Source organism: Cellvibrio sp. 25HG11W-0 (assembly GCF_057815475.1).
In genome coordinates this window covers 1,862,572-1,884,455 of the sequence record NZ_CM174230.1, presented here as the reverse complement: position 1 = coordinate 1,884,455, position 21,884 = coordinate 1,862,572, and the positions used below count along the sequence as shown (strand labels likewise).

The 21,884-nt window shown below is 47.2% G+C and carries 17 protein-coding genes and 2 pseudogenes; 7 read left to right on the top strand and 12 right to left on the bottom strand.

Annotation, left to right across the window (positions count from 1 at the left end; genetic code table 11):
- Positions 1-56: 56 nt before the first annotated feature.
- Complete coding sequence (gene pdxH, locus AC0KUT_RS07730; RefSeq protein WP_488834859.1) at positions 57-701, bottom strand: pyridoxamine 5'-phosphate oxidase; 645 nt, start codon at positions 699-701, stop codon at positions 57-59.
- A 264-nt stretch (positions 702-965) separates the two neighbouring features.
- Positions 966-1,430 (bottom strand): catalase, encoded by a 465-nt coding sequence (locus AC0KUT_RS07725; RefSeq protein ID WP_488835678.1) that lies wholly within the window; start codon positions 1,428-1,430, stop codon positions 966-968.
- A gap of 337 nt (positions 1,431-1,767) precedes the next feature.
- Here AC0KUT_RS07725 and mobA point away from each other — a divergent pair, with 337 nt between their 5' ends.
- The gene (mobA, locus tag AC0KUT_RS07720; protein ID WP_488834858.1) at positions 1,768-2,391 is read left to right on the top strand and encodes a molybdenum cofactor guanylyltransferase MobA; all 624 of its coding nucleotides are present in this window, start codon (positions 1,768-1,770) and stop codon (positions 2,389-2,391) included.
- Between the two features lie 78 nt (positions 2,392-2,469).
- Complete coding sequence (locus AC0KUT_RS07715) at positions 2,470-2,829, top strand: VanZ family protein (protein WP_488834857.1); 360 nt, start codon at positions 2,470-2,472, stop codon at positions 2,827-2,829.
- A 96-nt stretch (positions 2,830-2,925) separates the two neighbouring features.
- Here the strand turns inward: AC0KUT_RS07715 and aceF are convergent, their stop codons facing one another.
- The 4 genes from aceF to AC0KUT_RS07695 all read right to left on the bottom strand — a co-directional run bounded on the left by aceF (position 2,926) and on the right by AC0KUT_RS07695 (position 11,302).
- On the bottom strand, positions 2,926-4,518 hold the full coding sequence (gene aceF / locus AC0KUT_RS07710) for a dihydrolipoyllysine-residue acetyltransferase (protein WP_488834856.1): 1,593 nt from the start codon (positions 4,516-4,518) through the stop codon (positions 2,926-2,928).
- A gap of 92 nt (positions 4,519-4,610) precedes the next feature.
- Positions 4,611-7,262, bottom strand: a complete 2,652-nt coding sequence (aceE, locus tag AC0KUT_RS07705) for a pyruvate dehydrogenase (acetyl-transferring), homodimeric type (protein WP_488834854.1) — start codon at positions 7,260-7,262, stop codon at positions 4,611-4,613.
- Positions 7,263-7,750: 488 nt separating this feature from the next.
- A complete protein-coding gene (locus AC0KUT_RS07700) occupies positions 7,751-10,849 on the bottom strand; it encodes an insulinase family protein (RefSeq protein ID WP_488834853.1) in 3,099 nt (1,032 codons plus the stop codon).
- A gap of 174 nt (positions 10,850-11,023) precedes the next feature.
- A complete protein-coding gene (locus AC0KUT_RS07695; protein WP_488834852.1) occupies positions 11,024-11,302 on the bottom strand; it encodes a sulfurtransferase TusA family protein in 279 nt (92 codons plus the stop codon).
- A 268-nt stretch (positions 11,303-11,570) separates the two neighbouring features.
- On the opposite strand from AC0KUT_RS07695, the gene AC0KUT_RS07690 reads away from it, so the two are divergent.
- Positions 11,571-13,055: a M48 family metalloprotease gene (locus tag AC0KUT_RS07690; RefSeq protein ID WP_488834851.1), complete on the top strand. Its 1,485-nt coding sequence runs from the start codon at positions 11,571-11,573 to the stop codon at positions 13,053-13,055.
- Positions 13,056-13,113: 58 nt separating this feature from the next.
- On the opposite strand, the gene AC0KUT_RS07685 is transcribed toward AC0KUT_RS07690, so the two are convergent.
- The 3 genes from AC0KUT_RS07685 to AC0KUT_RS07675 form a co-directional block, all read right to left on the bottom strand.
- Positions 13,114-15,675 carry a putative bifunctional diguanylate cyclase/phosphodiesterase gene (locus AC0KUT_RS07685; protein ID WP_488834850.1) on the bottom strand — a complete coding sequence of 854 codons (2,562 nt, stop codon included), beginning with the start codon at positions 15,673-15,675 and terminating at the stop codon, positions 13,114-13,116.
- Between the two features lie 187 nt (positions 15,676-15,862).
- Complete coding sequence (locus AC0KUT_RS07680; protein WP_488834849.1) at positions 15,863-16,081, bottom strand: SlyX family protein; 219 nt, start codon at positions 16,079-16,081, stop codon at positions 15,863-15,865.
- Positions 16,078-17,262, bottom strand: a complete 1,185-nt coding sequence (locus AC0KUT_RS07675) for a serine hydrolase domain-containing protein (RefSeq protein ID WP_488834847.1) — start codon at positions 17,260-17,262, stop codon at positions 16,078-16,080. Before AC0KUT_RS07675 ends, AC0KUT_RS07680 begins: the two co-directional genes overlap by 4 nt.
- A 155-nt stretch (positions 17,263-17,417) precedes the next feature.
- Here AC0KUT_RS07675 and yciH point away from each other — a divergent pair, with 155 nt between their 5' ends.
- The 4 genes from yciH to AC0KUT_RS07655 all read left to right on the top strand — a co-directional run bounded on the left by yciH (position 17,418) and on the right by AC0KUT_RS07655 (position 19,067).
- Positions 17,418-17,747, top strand: a complete 330-nt coding sequence (yciH, locus tag AC0KUT_RS07670) for a stress response translation initiation inhibitor YciH (RefSeq protein WP_488834846.1) — start codon at positions 17,418-17,420, stop codon at positions 17,745-17,747.
- A 1-nt stretch (position 17,748) separates the two neighbouring features.
- Positions 17,749-18,000: a DUF3820 family protein gene (locus tag AC0KUT_RS07665; RefSeq protein ID WP_488834844.1), complete on the top strand. Its 252-nt coding sequence runs from the start codon at positions 17,749-17,751 to the stop codon at positions 17,998-18,000.
- A gap of 121 nt (positions 18,001-18,121) precedes the next feature.
- Positions 18,122-18,658: an energy transducer TonB gene (locus tag AC0KUT_RS07660; protein WP_488834842.1), complete on the top strand. Its 537-nt coding sequence runs from the start codon at positions 18,122-18,124 to the stop codon at positions 18,656-18,658.
- A gap of 148 nt (positions 18,659-18,806) precedes the next feature.
- Entirely contained in the window at positions 18,807-19,067 is a 261-nt protein-coding gene (locus AC0KUT_RS07655; RefSeq protein ID WP_488834840.1) for a rhodanese-like domain-containing protein, read from the top strand.
- Between the two features lie 135 nt (positions 19,068-19,202).
- Here AC0KUT_RS07655 and AC0KUT_RS07650 read toward each other — a convergent pair.
- The 3 genes and pseudogenes from AC0KUT_RS07650 to AC0KUT_RS07640 all read right to left on the bottom strand — a co-directional run.
- Positions 19,203-19,574 (bottom strand): annotated as a pseudogene (locus tag AC0KUT_RS07650) (methyl-accepting chemotaxis protein); the annotation flags it as partial.
- A 207-nt stretch (positions 19,575-19,781) separates the two neighbouring features.
- Positions 19,782-20,084 (bottom strand): annotated as a pseudogene (locus tag AC0KUT_RS07645) (PAS domain-containing protein); the annotation flags it as partial.
- 54 nt (positions 20,085-20,138) lie between these two features.
- Positions 20,139-21,803 carry an eCIS core domain-containing protein gene (locus AC0KUT_RS07640; RefSeq protein WP_488834839.1) on the bottom strand — a complete coding sequence of 555 codons (1,665 nt, stop codon included), beginning with the start codon at positions 21,801-21,803 and terminating at the stop codon, positions 20,139-20,141.
- Positions 21,804-21,884 lie beyond the last annotated feature (81 nt).

Here is a 21,884-nt window from a genome sequence, read left to right as displayed (position 1 = left end):
TACTCGCGTTATTAGTATTCATTAAGGCACATATTCCAAAACTCAAAGCTAAAGAGTTATGGTTCTAGGCGCACAATCGCCCAGCCACCATCGGCCTGCAAGTTGTATTGAAAACGGTCGTGCAATCTATGAGCGCCACCTTGCCAAAATTCAATTTGATGGGGTTTAACGCGATAGCCGCCCCAAAAATCTGGCAGAGGAATTTCGCCTTTGGTGAATTTATTTTTCATTGTTTCAAACTGTTGCAATAACAATGCGCGCGAAGCAATGGGTCGACTCTGCTGAGAAGCCCAAGCTCCCAATTGTGATTCGCGCGGGCGGCTTACAAAATACTTAAACACCTCAGCTGTTGTCAGCGGCTCCACTTGACCACACACTTTTACCTGCCGCTCCAGCATATGCCAAGGGAAATGCAAACTGATTTTAGGATTTTGCTGTAGTTCTTGCGCTTTGCGGCTTTTAAGGTTGGTATAAAACACAAACCCCTTAGCATCCAAGTTTTTTAACAACACGATGCGCTGGGATGGCTGCCCAGTTCCATCTACCGTGGCTATGGTCATCGCATTAGGGTCGGGAATACCCGCTTTAATGGTTTGATCCATCCAACGTCCAAATTGCTCAAGAGGATCATCCGCCAGATCAGCGCGCGCCAATCCACCTTGCGTATATTCACGGCGATAATCTTCTAGCTTTAATTCCATACAAGTCTCACTTAAGTGCCGTTGCTTAGAGGAGTGCATACTACTGACTAGCAGCAGAAATGCAATTTTTCGCTGCCTAAATACACGCTACGCAACCATCTAGCTGCGTAGAGTAAAGAGGTTACGAGAGAATCCTTAGGCCTATAATGTCGCCTTCACCATGGCGGCATATTGAGCATCAACCCTAGCCAATTGCACCAACATCCGCTCCTGAATCGACGCATTAGCCTGAGGTAAACCGTCCGCGATCAGACATTAGAATTGTCATCTGATGTAGCAATTGTAGATAGTTGGCCCAAACCTCAAACACAACGACCGGATCTGGCAAATTGGTTTGAGGGTTCTTTTTTTACGAGCGGATAAAATCTGGAAACTTGATGGGATAATGTAAGAAAAAATCGGTGTATTATTCCTCACTATGTCGTAATTACCTTGTTTAGGGTAAAACTTCACTGCAAATCTACGTGGATCACGCTCATAGTCACGAGAGCCCTTACCGCCACCCAGTGTCGAGAAGCGCAGAAAGACCTCAGTTTTATCACCTACATGCTGTGAAAAATCAGCAATAAAATATTGGCTAAGACTTTTAGCCAGAGTGAAATATCCATAAGCACCGATGCCGCGGGCATGAACTACCTGCTCGGGAATGATTTCGCGGTTAAAATGTGCCAATTTTTCAAAGGGATAATGATTATCAAAGGTTAATAGACCACGGGGGCCTGCACTGATGCTATTGTTATCATTAGCAGCAAGAGCAGCAGCGGGAGTGGTTAAGGTTGTCTAACTCGTGGCGCTTTTCCTCTGTTTCATTGAAGTAGCTGATTTCATCCTTAAAGCTTTGCAAAACTTGGCGCTATGCTAGGCCAGACCTAAAATTAATTAAATCAATTACAGAAATAAAACTAATAGTTTTTATTTCTTATATCGCTACTAAAATTCTGAGAGTAAAATCGCACCAAAACCTATTTGAGAGAGTTACACTGACAACTTAATTAAAATGATTTTCGCGCCAACAGCCGAACCAAGTCAAAATCCCTTAAAACTAAAAGATGAATAGCAGTCCATAATGACCCAAACTGATTCCATTGTAGGTGTAATACTCGCTGGAGGCCTCGCTAAGCGAATGGGCGGAGGAGACAAGTGTCTGCTTCCACTCGCAGGCAAAACCTTACTGCAGCGCACCATAGAGCGCGCTCAGCCTCAAGTTAGTAAATTATTATTAAATGCTAATGGCAGCAGCCTCCGTTTTGCACGTAGCCGCCTTCCGGTTGTGGCAGACATATTTGCCGGTAACCTTGGCCCCTTAGCTGGAATTCACAGCGCGCTGTGCTGGATGAAGGCCGACAATCCCGATGCGGAATGGCTTGTAAGCTTTGCGTCTGATACGCCTTTTTTTCCCAATGATCTCGTCGAACAACTCCATAGTGCGGCCATTTCGGCAGATGTTCATATTGCAGTTGCGACCTCCCAACAAAATCTTCACCCCGCCTTTGCCCTTTGGCATGCATCACTGCTCGACAAAATAGATGCCCTATTAAAAATAGGGGAAATACCTCGGCTACAAGACTGGATTAATTCGCAGAAAAAAATTGACGTCGAGTTTCCTTTTGATAAATACGATCCTTTTTTCAACATTAATACACCTCAAGACCTTTATGCAGCGGAAACATTAGTGCCCCTCGTGAAATAATGAGAGGGGAGCATTAATCTAGCCCCCCTAGTGACCAATGCACTTAGCACTTCAATACAAGCTACATTTGGAACTTTTATGGCCTGGCGCGCGCTCTGTCTCCTGCAATTTTTCTGCTTACTTATTATCTACACCTATCTCGGATTAACCCCACACCCAGAAAACTCCATACCTATTTTTAATGATTTATTAATGCACCTATGCGGTTACATTGTTGCAGCTATTTCTATTAGCCTGGCTTTTCCCTCGTGGCATACATGGCAACGAGGTATATTTTTACTTAGTTTTTCAGTTGCCATAGAAATTGGGCAGCACTTCAATCCACCACGTACGTTTAGCCTTATGGATATAGCGGCCAATGGCAGCGGCATATTGCTCGGTTTAGCAATCGTTTTTGCACTATTAAAAGGCCTCCCTCGGTTGCAAAAATTGCTCTAGTGCTGAGGCATAAAGTTACATTCAACTTATGATTTACTAAAATTAACGCATAAAAAAAGCCAGCAATATGCTGGCTTTTTGTGTGATACCGAAAAACTACAACAATAAACGTCTCACATCAGCAATCACAGCAGTCAAGTAAGTAAAGAATCGACCGGCATCACCACCGTTAATTGCACGGTGATCATAAGAGAGCGACAAGGGCAACATATTGCGTGGTACAAACTCTTTACCATTCCATACAGGCTTAATCTGCGCACGCGACACACCCAGAATCGCAACTTCAGGCGCATTTACAATTGGCGTAAAGCCATTACCGCCCATAGCACCCAAGCTTGAAATGGTGAAGCAGCCACCTTGCATATCGCTCGGCAACAACTTGCCATCGCGTGCTTTCTTGGCCATTGCATTAATTTCGTCGGTAAGCTCCCACAGGCCTTTTTTATCGACGTTGCGAATAACCGGCACCATCAAACCATTCGGTGTATCTACTGCAATACCAATATGCACATATTTTTTCTGCACGATATTTTCGCCGTCATGATGAAGCGAAACATTGAAGCTTGGCTCAGCAATCAACGCTGCTGCACAAGCTTTCATAATAAAAGGTAATGGCGTGAGTTTGGAGCCGCGCTTTTCGGCTTCAGCTTTCAAACCACCACGGAATGCTTCAATCTCGGTAATATCGGCATCATCCCACTGAGTCACATGCGGCACGTTCAACCAGTTGCGCGTCATATTATCCGCAGTGATTTTTTTGATTTTACTCATTTTAACGAGTTCGATATCACCGAACTTTGCAAAATCTACTGCTGGTATACGTGGAATACCACCGCCTACACCAGCACCTGACTGAGCAGCAACAACGATTGGCTTAACATAGCCACGCACATCATCTTTTAACAGACGGCCGCGTGGGCCAGTGCCGGATACTTTACCCATATCAACGCCAAGTTGGCGCGCAAGCTTACGTACAGCAGGACCAGCATAGACATCACCCGATTGTGCAATTTCAGCAACAGGTGCCGCTGCTTTCGGCGCGTCAACTTTTGCAGCCTCAACCTTAGGTGCTTCCGCTTGTACAGGAGCCGCGTCTGGCTTAGCAGCAACTGAGGCTGCAGTACCCGTAGAGGCAACCACACAGATAAGCGCACCCTGAGTTACTTTGTCGCCCACATTCACAGCGATACTGACAATTTTACCTGCAGCTTCAGCAGGAATTTCCATAGAGGCTTTATCAGTTTCCAGAACGATGAGTGAGTCACCTTCAGCAACCTCATCGCCCACCTTGACACATAGCTCAATAATTTCTACTGCATCGCTAGTACCTATATCAGGCACTTTTAAATCGATGTTGGCACTCGCAGCAGCGGGTGCAGGTGCAGTAACAGGAGCGGCAGCTTCTGCTTTTGGTGCTGCAGCTTGCGGAGCGGGAGCTGCCACAGCTGCGCCTTCAGCTTCTACTTCAAGCAGCAAATCACCTTGAGACACCTTATCGCCCAGGCTTACTTTAATGGCAACCACCTTGCCTGCAGCATCGGCGGGAATTTCCATTGAAGCCTTGTCAGTTTCAAGTACCACAATAGAATCGCCCTCAGCAATCATATCGCCTACTTTTACTGAAATTTCAATAACTTCAACGCCTTCTGCGCCGTCAATGTTTGGCACTTTAATAGTTTGAATTGCCACGGTTTTTCCTCACTAATCGTTTATATCTACATTGGATAAATGTTTTGAATGGGCACAAACAAGATCGCCCTCTTTGTGAGAGGGCGATAGTTTTATACGCTCATTGGATCCGCTTTTTCTGGATCAATACCAAACTTCTTGATGGCCTTGGCAACCACATCGGCTTTAATTTTGCCTTCGTCTGCCAAAGATTTAAGCGCTGCAATCACCACAAAATAGCGATTCACTTCAAAGAAATGACGCAATTGTGTACGGGTATCACTGCGGCCAAAACCTTCACAACCTAACACGGTATAGGTACCTGGTACATAAGCGCGCAACTGCTCAGAATAGGTTTTAAGGTAATCGGTAGAAATAATAACCGGACCTTCGCGGCCTTCCAGTTGTTGCGTAATATAGGGCTTACGCGCAGCATCAGTTGGGTGCAACAAATTCCAGCGAGTAGCGCGCTGACCATCGCGGGTCAATTCGTTCACACTGGTTACACTCCATACATCTGCCTCTACGTCGAAGTCTTTGCGCAGAATCTCTGCTGCAAAACGCACTTCGCGCAAAATGGTGCCAGCGCCCATCAACTGTACGCGGTGCTTGGCTTTACCCGTGCCCTGCTCCAGCAAATACATACCCTTGATAATACCGTCCTGCGACCCTTCAGGCATTTCGGGATGCTGATAGTTTTCATTCATCAACGAGACGTAATAGAACACATTTTCTTTGTCGTGATACATACGCTTCATACCGTCCTGCAGAATCACTGCAAGCTCGTAAGCGTAAGTGGGATCATAGGTGCGGCAGTTTGGAATAGTATTCGCCATGATATGGCTGTGGCCATCCTGGTGCTGCAAACCTTCACCGTTCAAGGTGGTACGACCCGCAGTAGCACCCAACAAGAAACCACGCGCTTGCGAGTCACCCGCAGCCCAAGCCAAATCGCCAATGCGCTGGAAACCAAACATAGAGTAGTAAATATAAAACGGAATAGTCGGAACACCATGGTTGCTATAGGCTGTTGCCGCCGCAATCCACGAGGACATGGCACCCGCTTCGTTAATACCTTCTTCCAAAATCTGGCCAGTGGAAGACTCGTGGTAGGACATCATTTGACCGGAATCATGAGGCACATATTTTTGGCCTTCAGATGAGTAAATACCGACGGTTTTGAACATACCTTCCATACCAAAGGTACGCGCTTCATCGGGCACTATAGGTACAATATTTTTGCCTATCGCCTTGTCTTTGACCAAAGTTGAAAGAATACGGACAAAGCTCATAGTGGTAGAAATTTCACGCTCACCCGTTGACTTCAACTGAGACGCAAAAGCATCTAGCTCAGGCGTTTGTAGTGCATCAAAATCCGCTTTACGCGCAGGCAAATAACCTTTTAATGAGGTGCGACGTGAACGTAAGTATTGCATCTCTGGGCTATCTTCACTGGGACGATAGTAGGGAAGCTTAGGCAAGTCTTCATCGCTAATCGGTAATTCAAAGCGATCGCGGAAAATTTTAAGGTTTTCAATATCCAAGGATTTAACCGAGTGAGTCTTGTTAATCGCCTCACCCGAGGTGCCCATACCATAGCCCTTAACGGTTTGCGCTAGAATCACAGTAGGCTTACCTTTGGTATTCACTGCTTGATGGTAGGCGTTATATACCTTGTGACCATCGTGACCGCCACGGGCCAAGTGCAGAATATCTCTGTCGGTTAAGTCTTTAACCAACTCAAGCAACTCAGGGTACTTGCCAAAAAAGTGCTCGCGGGTATAAGCGCCGCCATTGGCTTTGTAGTTTTGCATTTCGCCATCGACCACTTCGTCCATGCGCTTTTGCAACAAACCCGTTTTGTCTTTAGCGAGCAATGCATCCCAACCGCGCCCCCAAAGTACTTTGATAACATTCCAGCCAGCACCACGGAATACACCTTCCAACTCTTGGACGATTTTACCGTTGCCGCGCACTGGGCCATCAAGGCGCTGCAGGTTGCAGTTGATGACAAAAATTAGGTTGTCGAGCTTTTCACGGGAGGCCAATGAAATAGCACCCAAGCTCTCCGGCTCATCGCACTCGCCGTCGCCCAAAAATGCCCAGACTTTACGGTCAGAAACGGGCACCAAACCACGCGCTTCCAAATAGCGGTTATAGCGCGCTTGATAGATAGATTTAATGGGGCCAAGGCCCATAGATACGGTAGGAAACTGCCAGTAATCGGGCATTAGCCAAGGATGAGGGTAAGAGGACAGGCCCTTGCCATCGACTTCGCGCCGAAAGTTATCTAACTGGTCTTCACTTAAGCGGCCTTCAACGAACGAGCGCGCATACATACCGGGAGAAACGTGGCCTTGGAAATAAATCAAGTCGCCGGGAACATCACCTTCATTACCGCGGAAGAAATGGTTAAAACCTACGTCGTAAAGAGTTGCAGAAGAAGCAAAAGATGCGATGTGACCACCAAGGCCCTCATCGTTATCATTGGCTTTCATGACCATCGCCATCGCATTCCAACGAATAATTGAACGCAGTTTGCGCTCTAGGGCTACGTCGCCCGGCGAGCTAATTTCTTTGTCTACAGGAATGGTGTTGCGATAAGGAGTCTGAATGGAAGAAGGCTGTTCAATGCCATGATTAACAGCGGACTCGGACAAAGCTTTAAGCAATTCGGCAGCACGGTCTTTACCAGTGTGGCGAACTACTGACTTCAGGGCATCCAGCCACTCTTTGGTTTCGATGGCATCGATATCTTGTTGCATTCAATTCTCCTCAGCCATGCGCAGCGAGCGCATATATAAACGTAGCAGTAGTAACCTTATAAAAAACATCTCATTTACTAAGACGAGCTAATGCTCCTCTCTAAATAAGTAGTCTCTAATTCAGTAATAGTTACTGGAATATGGAACCAGTTTTCTTGCTAGACACATCAATTAGCACGTTGCTTTTCAAGGACTTAGCCAGAAAACTTTCCTATAGATTGGGTAAAAAAGACCCGAATTCTTGCACAAGTGGGAATTATTTACCAGTCCAACCCCGAAGTGGTAACACCTAAAGGAAGCACAGAAGTGGTGCGCTTTCGGCCCAACGAATGATTTAGCTTATATTCAGACAAGCAAAATCCTCATTCCGAAATAGGTGCGGCATTATTACCCAAAGATCTGTATTCACCAAGTAATTCACAGTAAAAATATTGATAATATTTTGCTGAAAATGCACCAAAAAACAGCAACTTAATAAAAAAAGACAACTATCGGCTTAATTCGAGAGGCCGCATTTGTGCTTTGTAATCCGTTAGCTTTTCAATTAGCTGATACTTGTCTTCATCGTTAAATGCTGACGTGGAAAGCCACAGACGACGGTTTTTGTGTAAAAAACGCGCTCGATAATAGGCTTGCAGCGCCTCAGGGGTAATATTCATGATCGCCACCGCCAAATCAAAACGCCGCGAAAAGTTCTTATCGCCCAGCAGAATCGAATCCCAGTAACGAGCCGCCTGCTCTGACTGCGAACGCGCAGGCTCGCGCAGCTCTGCCACTAAGGAGGCCTGACTTTCAGCAAAACCCGTAATAATGGTTTCACTACTTGCATCCAAAAGCGTATCGATTTCCGCCTGCAACACCTCCGCCGAGGCCTTGGGTGACTGCACGAGTAATAAGGTTGCCTCCAGACTGCGCAATGGCATGGGCAAAGTCCCTACGATATAGCCGAGCTGCTTTTCTGTACGCAGTTCATTGAAGAAAATGGGGCGCAACAACTGCTGCGTCAGCTTCATTAGCGCAGTCTCCTCGATTGCCAGCGAAGCAGCTTGGATATAAAGCTCCACTACTGCATCGCCATGATCGACTGCTTGATGCAACAACCAAGGCTTGACAGGCGTTTCAGGTAAAACCAAAAGCTGCGCTGGCGCCAATGCTCTGCCAGTTTGTCGCTCCAGCAATTCATGCTCAATAAATACCGAGAGTTTTAAGGCCTCAGATTTAAAATAATTACCGTAAAACAACGCATCCAACTTAGCATCCAACAACTGCCGACCACTAAAACGATTAAATTGCTCGAAGTCATTCAACTCCAACGCATTTATAAGCTCTGCATTGGACCAATAGGGCTGATAGTGCAATACAGGCACCTGCTTCGCCAACACTTGATAAGGTAAATTTTTTGCTTCATTCTGCAAGCTGCGCAACAAATCAGCTTTTACCAAACCATAACGATCCTCATTAAATTGAGCGCGACTAATAGCTTCAGTAATTTTATTGAGCAATAAACTCTGACGACTGGAATAGCCAAATATTTTAAGTTCAAACCCGCGCATATTGGCTTCAAAGGTGTAATCCAATCCAGCCAAATGCGCAGGATACGTATATTCACGCAGCTGGTCGGTAATGAGTGCAGCAAAGAGTTGCGCTTGAGCAGCACCCGCAGCAGAGGCGCTAATTAGCGGGGAGTGAAGTCGCAAATTAATCGCCGCACGCGGCTGAGAAAAGAATTGATCTTGCTGGAACCAAACCTGAGTGTTGGCGTTGGAAAAAATCAGTTCAGGCACCGCCGTTTGGCTTGCGATTTGAGACTGAGTTTGCGCTTCTAACATAGACTGGGACTTAACCATAAGTCGTCGCGGCATAAAGACATTTTTTTCAGGTAAGTACAACTCTTGCCGCACAGCATTTTTTAAATCCAAAACCTCTGCAATACCCGCACGCACCACATAAGGCGTCGCATAATGCGTCGATACTCTATACGCCTCAACTTCGGGCGCAAGTAATACCAACAACACATTTTTATTGTTGAGATACTCCAGTGATTTCTCAATTAACCTTTCATCAAACTCTGCGTAACTATATTCACCGCGCACCACATCACTCAGTGGGTAGCGATTCATGGCTTCCGCCAACGACGAAACAGTCGCCATAGGCGATTGCTTTTCGCCAAAACGAAACTGCATATCCGCCAGCTCTTTCAATTCTTCATAGCGCCAGCTCGTCACACCACGGTTGCGCAATTGTTCAATACAGTGAAAAACCAAGGAGACAATTTGATCGCGCGCTTTAACCCCGCGCGGGGTAAGAGTGAGATTCAATTGAAAAACGGCATCTTTACGACTCTGTAAACCCACCTGGGCACTTAAAGCATCAGCCCAGCCTAAGCGTTTTAACAGTGAGAGCAAACTGCCCTTACCTTCGTGCCCCAACAACTGCGCAATATAGGCATAAGGTTTTTTATCAAGATGCTGGTCAGGATTGGGGATGGGGAAATTAAAACTCAATTCGCGCAATTCTTTTTCAGGCTTTATATCAACACTTGCCGGCAAAAAATCAGCAGGAAATAACGTTGGATACTTGGTATCCAGTGCTGTCGTATGCTGTGGAATTTGATTAAAACGTGCAGCAACCAAGTGCTGTAGCTGATCAAGATTTTCACGGCCTAACACCACAAGATCCATTCTGTGTGATGAGTAATAACGATGATAAAAATCGAGCAAATCTTGGCGCACCGATTTATCGGGGTGATCAGCGAGGGTTTTATGATTGCCAACAGTGAATTTAGCACTGGGGTGTTCAGGGTTCATCAGATCGCGATAGACATCCCATTCACGCCGCCCATCATCTTTTAATTTGGCCATGTATTCAGAGTGCACAGCATTGCGCTCGCGCTCAACATAATCTGCATTAAAGAGTGGTGCCACGAAAAACTGCGCAAAGCGATCCAGTGCAGGCGCTAATTGCGCGCTGTCAATTTCAAAAAAGTAGTTGGTATTTTCCGCCGCAGTATAGGCGTTGTAGGTGCCGCTATGCTGGGCAATAAATGCTTGATACTCGCCAGCTTCAGGATATTTTTCGGTGCCCAGAAATAACATATGTTCAAGAAAATGCGCTAGGCCCTGCCGCTCTAGTGGATTTTGATTTGCACCTATATTGACGTTAAGTGCAGCTGCTGATTTTTCAGCGCCGGGGTCAGAAATCAAGAGAACTTTAAGCTTATTCGCGAGGGTAATGGCGCGATATTGGCGCGAATCGTTTTCGCTTTTTACGACAGCTTGTGTCGATATTACTAGCTCTGACTCGTCGAGGGTTGCAAGAGGTGCATTAGCAAGGTCACCGTCAGCCGCCGCCTTTTCCAACACACTACTCGTACTGAGCGAGCTTACCGCAGCAGAATTTTTTACTGCTGTGCTTGTTACTGCTGAGTTTTTTATTGCAGAGTTCTTTATTGCAGAGCTCTTTATCGCAGAGTTATCAACCGCAGAATCATCAAGCCCAAAAGCAGATGGACACAAACACCACAACATGGAACTGACAAACGCAAAATTCCGCACCGATACTTTCAACTTGAACCCACGTCTAACCATAGAAACTCGCCTTGATCTCAAGTGCCCAACCTGTTTGTTGTGCTCTTGATTGTTGTAGCAGTTGTCAATTTTACATCGCCTTGTAACCGTGCTGGCTACATTGAGCCAAAACACATCACATACGATAAGCTTAAAATTCATGTTTTGTGAAAACAACGCATGTCAACGCAAAAACTACTTTTTGAGTAAATAACAAAAAACCTGATCATGCTCAACAGCAGCCAACAACGTCTGACCACTCAGCTGTGCATAGCTACCAAAATCACGCAGAGAGCCCGCATCAGTTGCGAGCACCCGCAAAATATCGCCCGCCGTCAAATTGCGCAGAGCCTGTTTCGCCTTCAATAGTGGCAATGGACAGGTCAAACCGCGTGCATCTAACTCCAGCGCTACAGGTACGGTGAAACAATCGGGCAAGGCCAGAGGCTCAAGCGGTTGAGTGCTATCGTTCAAAACATACCTCGTTTAAACCCACCTCAGTGGTGAATGATCAGTGGCTTTCCATTGTCAGCACAGAGGTGCTGAATATAAAAATAGAACCTGGGATCATATCTGGGGTCGGACTTATGTTGTTATGCATAACCGCTATGCAGTGTGCCAACCTAGTCTTTCGCGATCAAAAAGGCTAGAGTGCGCGTTAATTTACAGGCACCTTACTCACTGCCTATTGAGCTGTTTGCTAGCGCCAACATATCTACTATTTCAGGAGCAAATACACACCGTGCCTTCCTCTCGTGCAATTGTCTACTGCAGTCGTGCCCTTCAACCACTCAAAGCCGTAGGCATAGGGTTCTATCTGGCGCTCAGTCTTATGGCCAGCAGTTCGCTTAGCCATGCAGAAATAGAATTACCCACCTTGGGCGACACCAGCTCCACGACCATCTCACCGGTGCAAGAGCGCATCCTAGGGCAAAAGTGGCTGCGATTCTATCGCAGTCAGGTGCTTACGTCTTCTGATCCGCTGATCATCGATTACCTTGAGCAGCTATTCGATCGCCTCCTGCCTTATAGTCAACTCAACAATAAACACATAGATTTAGTGGTTGCGGAGAACTCAACACTGAATGCTTTCGCTGTGCCTGGCGGCATTATCGGTATACATACGGGTCTATTGAATTACGCCAAGACCGAAAACCAATTAGCCGCCGTACTAAGCCATGAAATGGGCCATTTGAGTCAGCGTCACTATGCCCGTCAGCTTGAAAAAGAAAAAAACATGATGATGCCTATGCTGGCCGGCATGCTAGCAGGATTAGTGCTCGCGGCGAATAGCAACGGCGACGCGGGCATGGCCGCCATTATGGGCACTCAAGCAGCTACTCAGGCGGCACGCTTGAGTTTTAGTCGCCAAAACGAGCAGGAAGCCGACCGAATCGGCATGCAAACCATGGTAGAAGCTGGCCTGGACCCCTATGCAGCGTCGGATATGTTTGAAGAAATGATGCGCGCCAATCGACTTAATCGTCGCCCGCCCGAATATTTGCTCACACACCCTATTAGCGAAAGCCGTGTTGCCGATGCTCGTAACCGCGCCCAGCACTACGAACACAAAGATTATGTCGACAATCTCGAATTTCAACTTATGCGCACTCGAGTGAGAGTGGCAGGCGAAGAGACACCACAAGTAGCCGCAAAAATGTTTGCCAGTGAACTCGCACGCGAAAATAGCTCGCCCAGCGCTAGTCGCTATGGACTGAGTTTGGCACTCGCCAATTCTGGCCAAATTGCGGAAGCACGGGCAGCACTGGCTCCGCTACTCAAGGAAGACCCCAGCCGCATTACCTATCAAATCATGCGCGCAGATATTGAAATTGCAGGCGAGCGCTATAAAACTGCACTCGATATATTAGAGGCGCAACTTAAGCTGCACCCCGACTCTTATCCCTTGATAATTCGCCATGCAGAAGCCCTCATGAAAGCCGGCAGCTATGCAGAGTGCGCACGGATTCTCGACCTCTATTCGCGCAAGCGTAGCAATGATGATTACGTATGGTATTTGTTGGCAGAAGTGAACGGTTTGGCGGGTAACATTTTAGGCGTGCATGAGGCGCGCGCAGAGTATTTTATTTTGAATGGCGTTTATGACCGCGCACAAATTCAACTGCGCAATGCACTTAAATTAACCAAGGACAATAGCTATAAAACAGCTATTTTAGAAGAGCGTTTGAAGTATGTAGAAGCGCAAATGCAAGATCGTACATTTTAAGTATTGAGAGTCAGCTCCATCCCACCAATTAACACGCCAAGCACTGAAACCCGAGGTTTTAGACCTCGGATTTCATCCAGCCTGAAGCTACTAACCACTCATCAGCATTATTAATCGCCATAGGGCGCCCGATAAAATAGCCCTGAGCCTCATCGCAGCCCATGGATTTCAAGCGCTCAAGTAAAGCTTCATTCTCTACGCCCTCAGCCACTACAGTAAGGCCAAGGTTATGCGCAAGATTGATGGTGGAGTTTACGATTAACTCATCTTGTAAATCTTCCAACATGTTGCGCACAAAAGAGTTGTCAATTTTTAAGGTTTGCACGGGAAGACGTTTTAGATAGGCAAGTGATGAATAGCCCGTCCCAAAATCATCAATCGCTAAATGCACCCCCAAATTGTGTAAAGACTCCAAAACGCGCATGGCGCGATTAGGGTCAGACATAATCGCGCTTTCCGTAATTTCCAACTCTAAACGCGACGGCGCCACCTCATATTTATTGAGTAGACGCTCCACCAACTTAGGCATATTTTCATCCATCAAGTTGCGCGCCGATAGGTTTACCGCAATGCTCAATGCCAAGCCCTGATCCTGCCAACTGCGACACTGGGCAATACTCTTCTCCAACACCCACGCCGTCAGTGGATGAATCAAGCTGGTCAACTCCGCAATGGGAATGAAATCGTCCGGTGGCACAAACCCAAGTTCAGGGTGTATCCAGCGGATTAAGGCTTCAAAGCCAAAACAGCGCTGCTCATCCAAAAGCACTTTGGGCTGATAATAGAGGCATAGCTGGTCTTCGCGAATAGCTCGCCCCAACTCACCGATCATCGCCAAGCGTTTAGGCGAGTGGGGATCATAATCCGAACTGTAAATCGACAGGCCAATCATGCGGGTTTTAGCGTGATACATGGCGATATCGGCATAGCGCATGAGGGCATGAAAATCGAGCGCCTGTTGCGGCGCCAAAGAAATACCAATACTCGCCGTTATCTGCGTACAAAAACCATCAAGATCAAACTCTTGCGCCAAGGCATCCAAAATTCTATGACCAAAGACAACTGCCTGATGAGTGCTGCGAATACGTGGCAGGAACACAGCAAATTCATCACCGCCTAAACGTGCAACCGTCCCCGGCACCTCTGCCATTTCCAGCGCTAACCTCGGGCCAATTAACTGCAAGAGCCTATCGCCCACATTGTGGCCAAGGGTGTCGTTAATCTCTTTAAATCTATCTAGGTCAATCAACAGTAGCGCGCTAATTTGCTCAGCGTTACGCTGCTGAAAACATTCCTCCATATCCAAATAAAGTTTTTCGCGATTGGGGAGCCCCGTGAGCGCATCATGAAGTGACTGGTGCTGCAGTTTTTCCTCAAAACGTCGGCGTGTGGTTACATCTTTGGTGGTGCCCCACACGCGCTTCAAATAGCCATCTTCAACTATGCCGGTGCAAGAAATTTGAAAATAGAAGGACTTACCACTTTGATCTTTACGCACTATGTCATGATCAACCATTTGGTAATGGTGATTGACAAAATGGTGCAAATCAAACACATAGTGGCTTGAACCACTCTCGGTTAAACCCAGCCCCAAGACTTCATCAAGCGACGTCGCCCCGAGCATAGACAACATGACCGTATTAGCTTCAATTAAGCGCGCATGCTCCGCAATTTGTTTTACTTGAATTTCCAACTCCGCGTTGACACTCACCTTGGGCTCAATGTCGTAACACCAAATAGCTTCTGAGCTGTTGGTGATAAATGCTTTATAGCTAGCCTCGCTCTCCTGCAGCGCATCGCGTACATTTTTTTCCTGTGACAAGTCTTGCAACTGCACTAAAAATTGCACAGCGCAGCCAGCGCGGTCACGCAGTGGCAAAAAACTTAAACGGAAATACAGTTTTTTATTGCCAATAAAGCGGCTGCGATAAATATTGCCGAGGGAATAATGCATTTCAACGCTATGGGTACGGCCCTGTTGGTAAACCGCCACTAACTCTTTTAACTTCGCCGCATGGGCTCTGAAATATTTATCGCGCAAAATTGAATAGCGGCCTATCGTTGCCTCAGCTTGCTCCGGCGACATGAGGAACATCTGTTCCAGAGCACGATTTAACTGCAATATAACGCCTTGAGTATCGGTTACAAAACTGGGGATAAGACTTTCGCCAAATGCCTGAGAAAAATACCCTAAGAAATTGTCATGATTACTCGCTGCAAGCCAATGCTGTGCATTGATTGCGACACCGTCATAAACCAGCTCATTGTCTACAGAGCGTAATTGCCCCGAAAAGCGCAGGCATAACTCACCCCAACTACCCAGTAATCGCACCTCGCAACTGCGCAACTCTGGCGCACCAGGCACTTCCTGCGGTGCAGAGAAGGTTTGCTGAAATAAGTATTTATCCGTTGGCGGCATAAGCGCCAAAAGTGCATTGAGGTTGCAGACATCGGTGAAAGCGATAGGATGTACAGCATCAGGATGGGGGATAAAAGAAAGCTTTTCAGTATTGACGTCTAAATTCCATGCAACTAGCTCCACCATAGACAAGCCCGCATCGCGGGGGATGGCAGTGAGTAAAGTATTAGATGAATTGTCGGTTGAACTTGAACGCTGCATAAATTCTGAACTGCTCTCACCAAAAAGAGATCCCTGACTCTCAAGTCTAGTCAAGAATTTCGATGCGGCGAATCTATTAAGAATTTAAACAGCTAAAAAAACTTTACTGATGATTTTGGCGCCACGCAGAGGTGATAAATCTAAATTATCACCTCTGCCCAGCTCTGTCTTAAAGATCAATACACATCTAATAATGAGGCGGACGCTCATTACCAGTCTCTTCGCCCCCCTCGCTTTGCGCATACTGCAAGTCATCAAAGCGCTTGGCGATAATACGCATCTGCTGAGTAAGGCTCACAATATCGGCATCCTGTTTAGTGATGACATCATTCAACTGCGCAATCGTATCCTCTTGATACGCGAGACGAGTCTGTAGGTCGATTAGCTGGTCTTCAATATCATTCATTGTGTCTGCTCCAAAATAGCGTAGGCCGCGTCAATCAAACGCACCGCACGCTCATCAATCAATAAACTCTGCCCCATACGGGCCGTCACATAGCCAAAACCGAGCCCATAATCAGGGTCAGCAAAACCCAGAGAGCCGCCTGCACCTGGGTGCCCAAAACTGCGTTCACCACGCCCATAGCGACAGTCGGGGCGCTGCGCTTGGGACAGCATAAAGCCGTGGCTAAAACGCAGTGGCAAACCTAAGGTTCGGTCGCGCTCAAAGGTTTGTTGCTGCCATGCGAGAGCCAAACTACTCCTAGGCAACAAGGTCTCTTCCGCGCAGGCTAAGCCACCGTAAATACGCGCTAACGCATTGGCATTACTGTGAGCGTTAGCGGCTGGAATCTGCGCTTTACGCCACGCGAGGCTATTGGTTGAGGTCATAAGGCTGAGCGGGTTCACAAAGGCGCGATTAGTAACGCCGCGCGGATCTGCTTTCATAAGCTTTCCAAGGGCAACACTGTCGGCACCTTCACTCGCGCTAGACACATTCACCGTACGCTTTAACGGGCCAGTATCTGCAATCGACGCAATTAAGGTATCAGGCACACCAAAATGGCAATGTACGCCCAGCGGCTTAGCGACATGTGTTTGGAAGTAATCGTTAAAACTATCGCAACCGCTAATACGCCTCACCAGCTCACCCAATATCCAACCAAACATAAAGGGCGAATAGCCCTGCGCTGAATTTGGCTCCCACCACGGCGACTCAGTGGCGACGGCGTGCGTCATGAGAGCCCAGTCAAAGATTTGATCGCTGGGAATTTGCTGCTTAAACGCTGACATGCCTGACCTGTGACACAACACCTGGCGCACACTTATAGACGTTTGCGTAAACTCTGGCCAATAGTGCGCAACAGGCGCATCCAAATCCAACTTACCCGCCGCAACCAGCTGCAATACACAGAGTGCAACCAAACCCTTCCCCGCCGAAAACACATTCACCAAGGTATCTTCCGTCCAGGGCGCTTGGGCTGTATCGGCTAAACGATTACTGCGCTGCCCAGCCCAAATACTCACCACCATCTCACCGCGCTGATAGAGCGCAACCCCAGCTCCCTCCTCGCCCTGCTCAAAATTAGCAGCAAAAGCATCTACCAGTGGCTGCCACGCGGGCGCCCATTGGCCTTCAATATTCATGGCGTTATTCTCGAATAGTAAAAAGTGGGCGCATTCTACCAGCAAGCTATCACCTTCAACGCCCTTAACATTCAACCTCGTTAGATATAGATCCACGAGGCTTGAACTAATAAGCTCAGGGTTTATGATGCGCACCAGCAATCAAAGAGGCACTTATGAGCAAAGACAAAAACAGCCGCTTAGTCTATTCCACCGACACTGGCCGCATTAAAGAAGACAAACCCACCACCAGGATTCCCAACGGCGATGGCATAGTACGCATTCGCCGCGAAACTGCTGGGCGCAATGGCAAGGGCGTTACCACCATTAGCGGCATACCACTCGATGATGCGAAACTAAAAGACCTCGCCAAAGCCCTCAAGGTACTCTGCGGTGTGGGCGGTTCACTCAAAGATGGCGTGATAGAAATTCAAGGCGACCAGCGCGACAAACTCAAAGCCGAATTAGAAAAACGTGGCTTCGTCGTAAAATTGGCGGGAGGCTAACATGAGTGACACATTACCCATGGAATTCCCCTTCGACCCGCAACTGATCAAAGACCTCGCCAACACCCCCATGCCCTATGGTAAGTATGCAGGACGCATGCTGGTGGATGTACCGGAACATTATGTAGTCTGGATGGCAGGACAAGGCTTCCCCAAGGGTAAACTCGGACAGCAACTCGCCCTATTGTATGAAATCAAACTTAATGGATTAGAGGGGTTACTGCAGCCCTTGCGGCAAAAACCACCACGATAAACATCATCATGTACACCGCAGCCACCAAACTGTAGATAGCTACTCGGCATGGCCTAAAACTTGCAAAACCTCTGTCATAACGCAACACCCCGACATTTTTCTGACGCAGAGGCTGATCACCATGGATTTAGCAACCTTTTTACAATTAACTGACACTCCCCTCAAAATCGGCTTAGGCGCCTTGATCGCAGCGCTCAGCGCTTGGTTTATTCTGCGCCGCAGCGCCTCCAGCCAGCAGTTAACATCCCGCGAAAACCGCCGCATTGTGATTTTGGAGGAAGTCTCCAGCCAAGTCGGCACAGTTACTCATATTTTCTCCAAATACTCATCCCTTGTGGTTGAATCCATTCAAATGGGCGACCGCTGGCCCGCAGCTCGCCGTGAAGAGCTGGATAGCGTCAATAACGAACTGGTTCAGGAGTTCAAACGTTTGGCGGGTGCAGAATCGAAACTGTTGATGCTAGGTGAAAAAAATCTTGAGCGTAGCTTGCGCCTCTACGGTGCCAAAATCGCGGTTTACCGCAAACAGGTTTACGTTTGCCGCAAAGACATTACGCCGGAGCAAATCACCGCACTCAAGTCACAAATCACCCAAGTGCGCGATCAGTTTTACGACATGCTCAGCCGCAAATATGATCGCTTGCTCGCCAGTGTTTAGCGCCGAACTGATTTAACAAAACAACAAGCCCAACCGACAACGCCCGCATTGCGGGCGTTGTTGTTTTTGAGCAAGCTTAAAACCTATACTAAGCCCTATACACTATTCCAAACGCCCCCCGCCCAATTGACTCAGGATAAGCTTCACCATGACAACGCAATTTTGGATTGATGTTCGCACCGCTAACGAATTTAACGCCGGTCACCTGCAGGGAGCCGCACACATACCCTATGAAGAAATAAGCGCGCGTATTGGAGAAGTGACGAGCGATAAAGGCGCCAGCATCCACCTCTACTGCCGCTCCGGCCATCGCTCCGGCGTAGCACAACAAACTCTGCAGGCGATGGGTTTTAAACATGCGGTTAATGAAGGGGGTTATGAAGATTTGGTACAGAGGTTAAACAAATAGCCATTATTCATTTGCACAATTAGGACAGCGGGAAAGCTGAATCAACTAACAGGGGGTCCCTGCAATACTACCGTTCGCCCCCATACAGAAAGAAACTCATCCCGCACTGTGTAGATTTTACGATGAAACAAAAACTTAATTATTTACCAGCTCATGAACAACTCTGGCAAAGTTTTCGACACCCTGCTCTATCTCTTTCATGCCAGTGGATACCTCCACAATTTTTTCCTGCCCCTGCCCTGAAATACTACTAACTTGCTCCATCTGCTCGCGAATGGATTGTATTAAGGCGTGGTTGGCACCTACCACACTGGCTATTTCTGCCGTTGCCTCGCTAGTTCTAGCGGCTAATTTGCGCACCTCATCGGCGACCACTGCAAAGCCGCGCCCCTGATCGCCAGCACGCGCTGCTTCAATCGCGGCATTGAGCGCAAGTAAATTGGTTTGCTCGGCAATGGCGCGAATGGTCGACACTATTTCACTGATGCTTTGCGATTGATTGTTTAGCTCATGGGTTACTTGCGCAGCCTGGTTTATCTTCGCAGAGATTTGATTTGAGGTTGCAATTGCCTCCTCTAACACTTGGCGCGCATTGGTGGTAATTTGCGACGTTTCTTCCGATGTGGACGCAGCGGCTTCTACCGCACTGCGACCCGTTTTAACCCGCTCGGTAATATTGCTCGCAAACTTAATTACTTTGTAAACCTTGCCATTGACATCAAATATGGGGTTATAGGTTGCCTCTAGCCAGATAGGATCCCCCGTCGACGTTTTACGCTCAAATTGTCCCGATTGAAAATTGCCCGCTGCCAAATAGGACCAAAAGTTGGGGTTATTACGATAGAAAAGATCAGTACAAAATATTCGATGATGCTTGCCTACTACATCAGCAAGCTGATAATTAACAGTTTTTAAAAAATTGTCATTGGCGTTCAATATCGTTCCAATAGGATCAAACTCTATGACGGCAAGGGATTTATCTAGCGCAGTAAACAATGCATTGCGATCCAGTGTCACGCGGAACAAATTTAACGATGTCAGAGCAAGCTAATTTTTTAGAGGCCCCTAGCTTTATTTCGCTAGGTTAATACCTAAACGAACAAGTGAGACGTTACTAACTCTATTTATCGCGTTATAACCCAAGTCACCCTCATTATCGATGTGCTTGTAATGGGCTGTATTGACTTCTCCCGAGTAGTTTCGGTGCAGGTGTACAGTCCAATCATCTGATTCATTGAAGTAATACGCCTCTCCCGCATTGTTGCCACCAAAGACTCGCGCATTTCCTTTAATAGTTAGTTTTCCACCTCTCACAAGAAAAGCAAAAAAATCGGGGGAATTATCACGCAGTTGATCGACACCTGTATTTTCATCTGCAAATGAATCCTGCAGGTCTGACAAGCCACTATCTAAAAAAAGCACGCCAAGCTTACGTTCACGCTCCCACTTATAATAATAGCTTTTTGTTTCACTAACGCCCGCATCCCAAGGCAATCCCGTTGTTGGTGCCATTTTTTGAATATTATCAATTTCCCTTTTTACACTGACCAACGCAGCAAGGATATCGGCTACAGCATTTTTGATTTCGCTGCTCTCTCTGAAAATAAAATGTTCAGCTAGCTTTTCTCTGGCGCTCACCTCCTGATGCTCAGCCTGATTCATAGCCAACCTTATTTGGTTACTCAACAATTGACTTTCACTAAAGGTCTTTCTTTTAGCTTTTTGATGTTGTTTTTTTTTATGTTCTTCAGATATAGGGTCAATAAGCATTTGTGCGATTGGCTGCGCAATGACACCTGCATCGAGTATTTTATTTTTTGCCGAATCAACCTGCGTCTTACCCTGGGCAACTGCCTTTGCACCCATCACATCCGCCTCAGTCTCCAAACCCACGTCGTCATTGACCGGCACTCCCGCCTTCATTTGCATTGTGGGCTTCACTCTACCTTGTGCCTGCTGCACAACATGCCAAGCTTCGTGGGGTAAATGTTGCTCCTGCCCTGCAGCGACATGAATGTCGCTGCCCTGCGCATAGGCGTGGGCATTGAGTTGCGCGGGCTTATCGGAGTTATAGTGAACCTTAACGTGATCCATACTCATACCGGAGAGGGATTCGATACCGGCTTTAAGTTGGTTGGGTAAGCCAGTATTATTGGGCTTTCCGGCTAACTGCGCAGTGACTTGCGGAGCAAGGTCTACAGCGAATTTGCCCTGTAAGAGCTCTTCATCTTCCATTCGTTGCAAGGCCTCAAACTTTCCCTGCAGAGGTTCCTCTTCCTCCATACGCTGCGCAGTTACAAACTTAGCTTGAAGCTCGTCTTCTTCCATAAGCTGGGCGGTTTCAAACTTACCTTGCAGTAACTCTTCGTCTTCCACACGCTGAGCTGTTTCAAATTTACCTTGTAGTAATTCTTCATCTTCCATAAGTTGGGTAGTCGCAAATTTACCTTGCAACAACTCCTCATCCTCCATGCATTGCGCTATCGCAAACTTGCCCTGCAGCAACTCTTCATTTTCTACGCGTTGAAGTGCTATTGGCTGTGCCGTCAAAGATTGCATTGAGTCTTGCTGCTTTCGCTGTGCTGTCGCCTGTGGACTAGCATTCATAAGCCCCTGCAACCGAAGCTGGGCAGTACTGCTAGCGCGATTATCCACAAACTGCGCAGCGCCTTTTTGCAGATTGGCACCATTGGTTTCAAGTTGGTCACTCGCACGATTGGATTTGCTGTACACCATGGAAACCTCGATTGTTATTCTGCTTTTGCTTGGGACGGAAGAAGTACTAGCTGACACTAATCAGATAGCGGCCCTTTTACA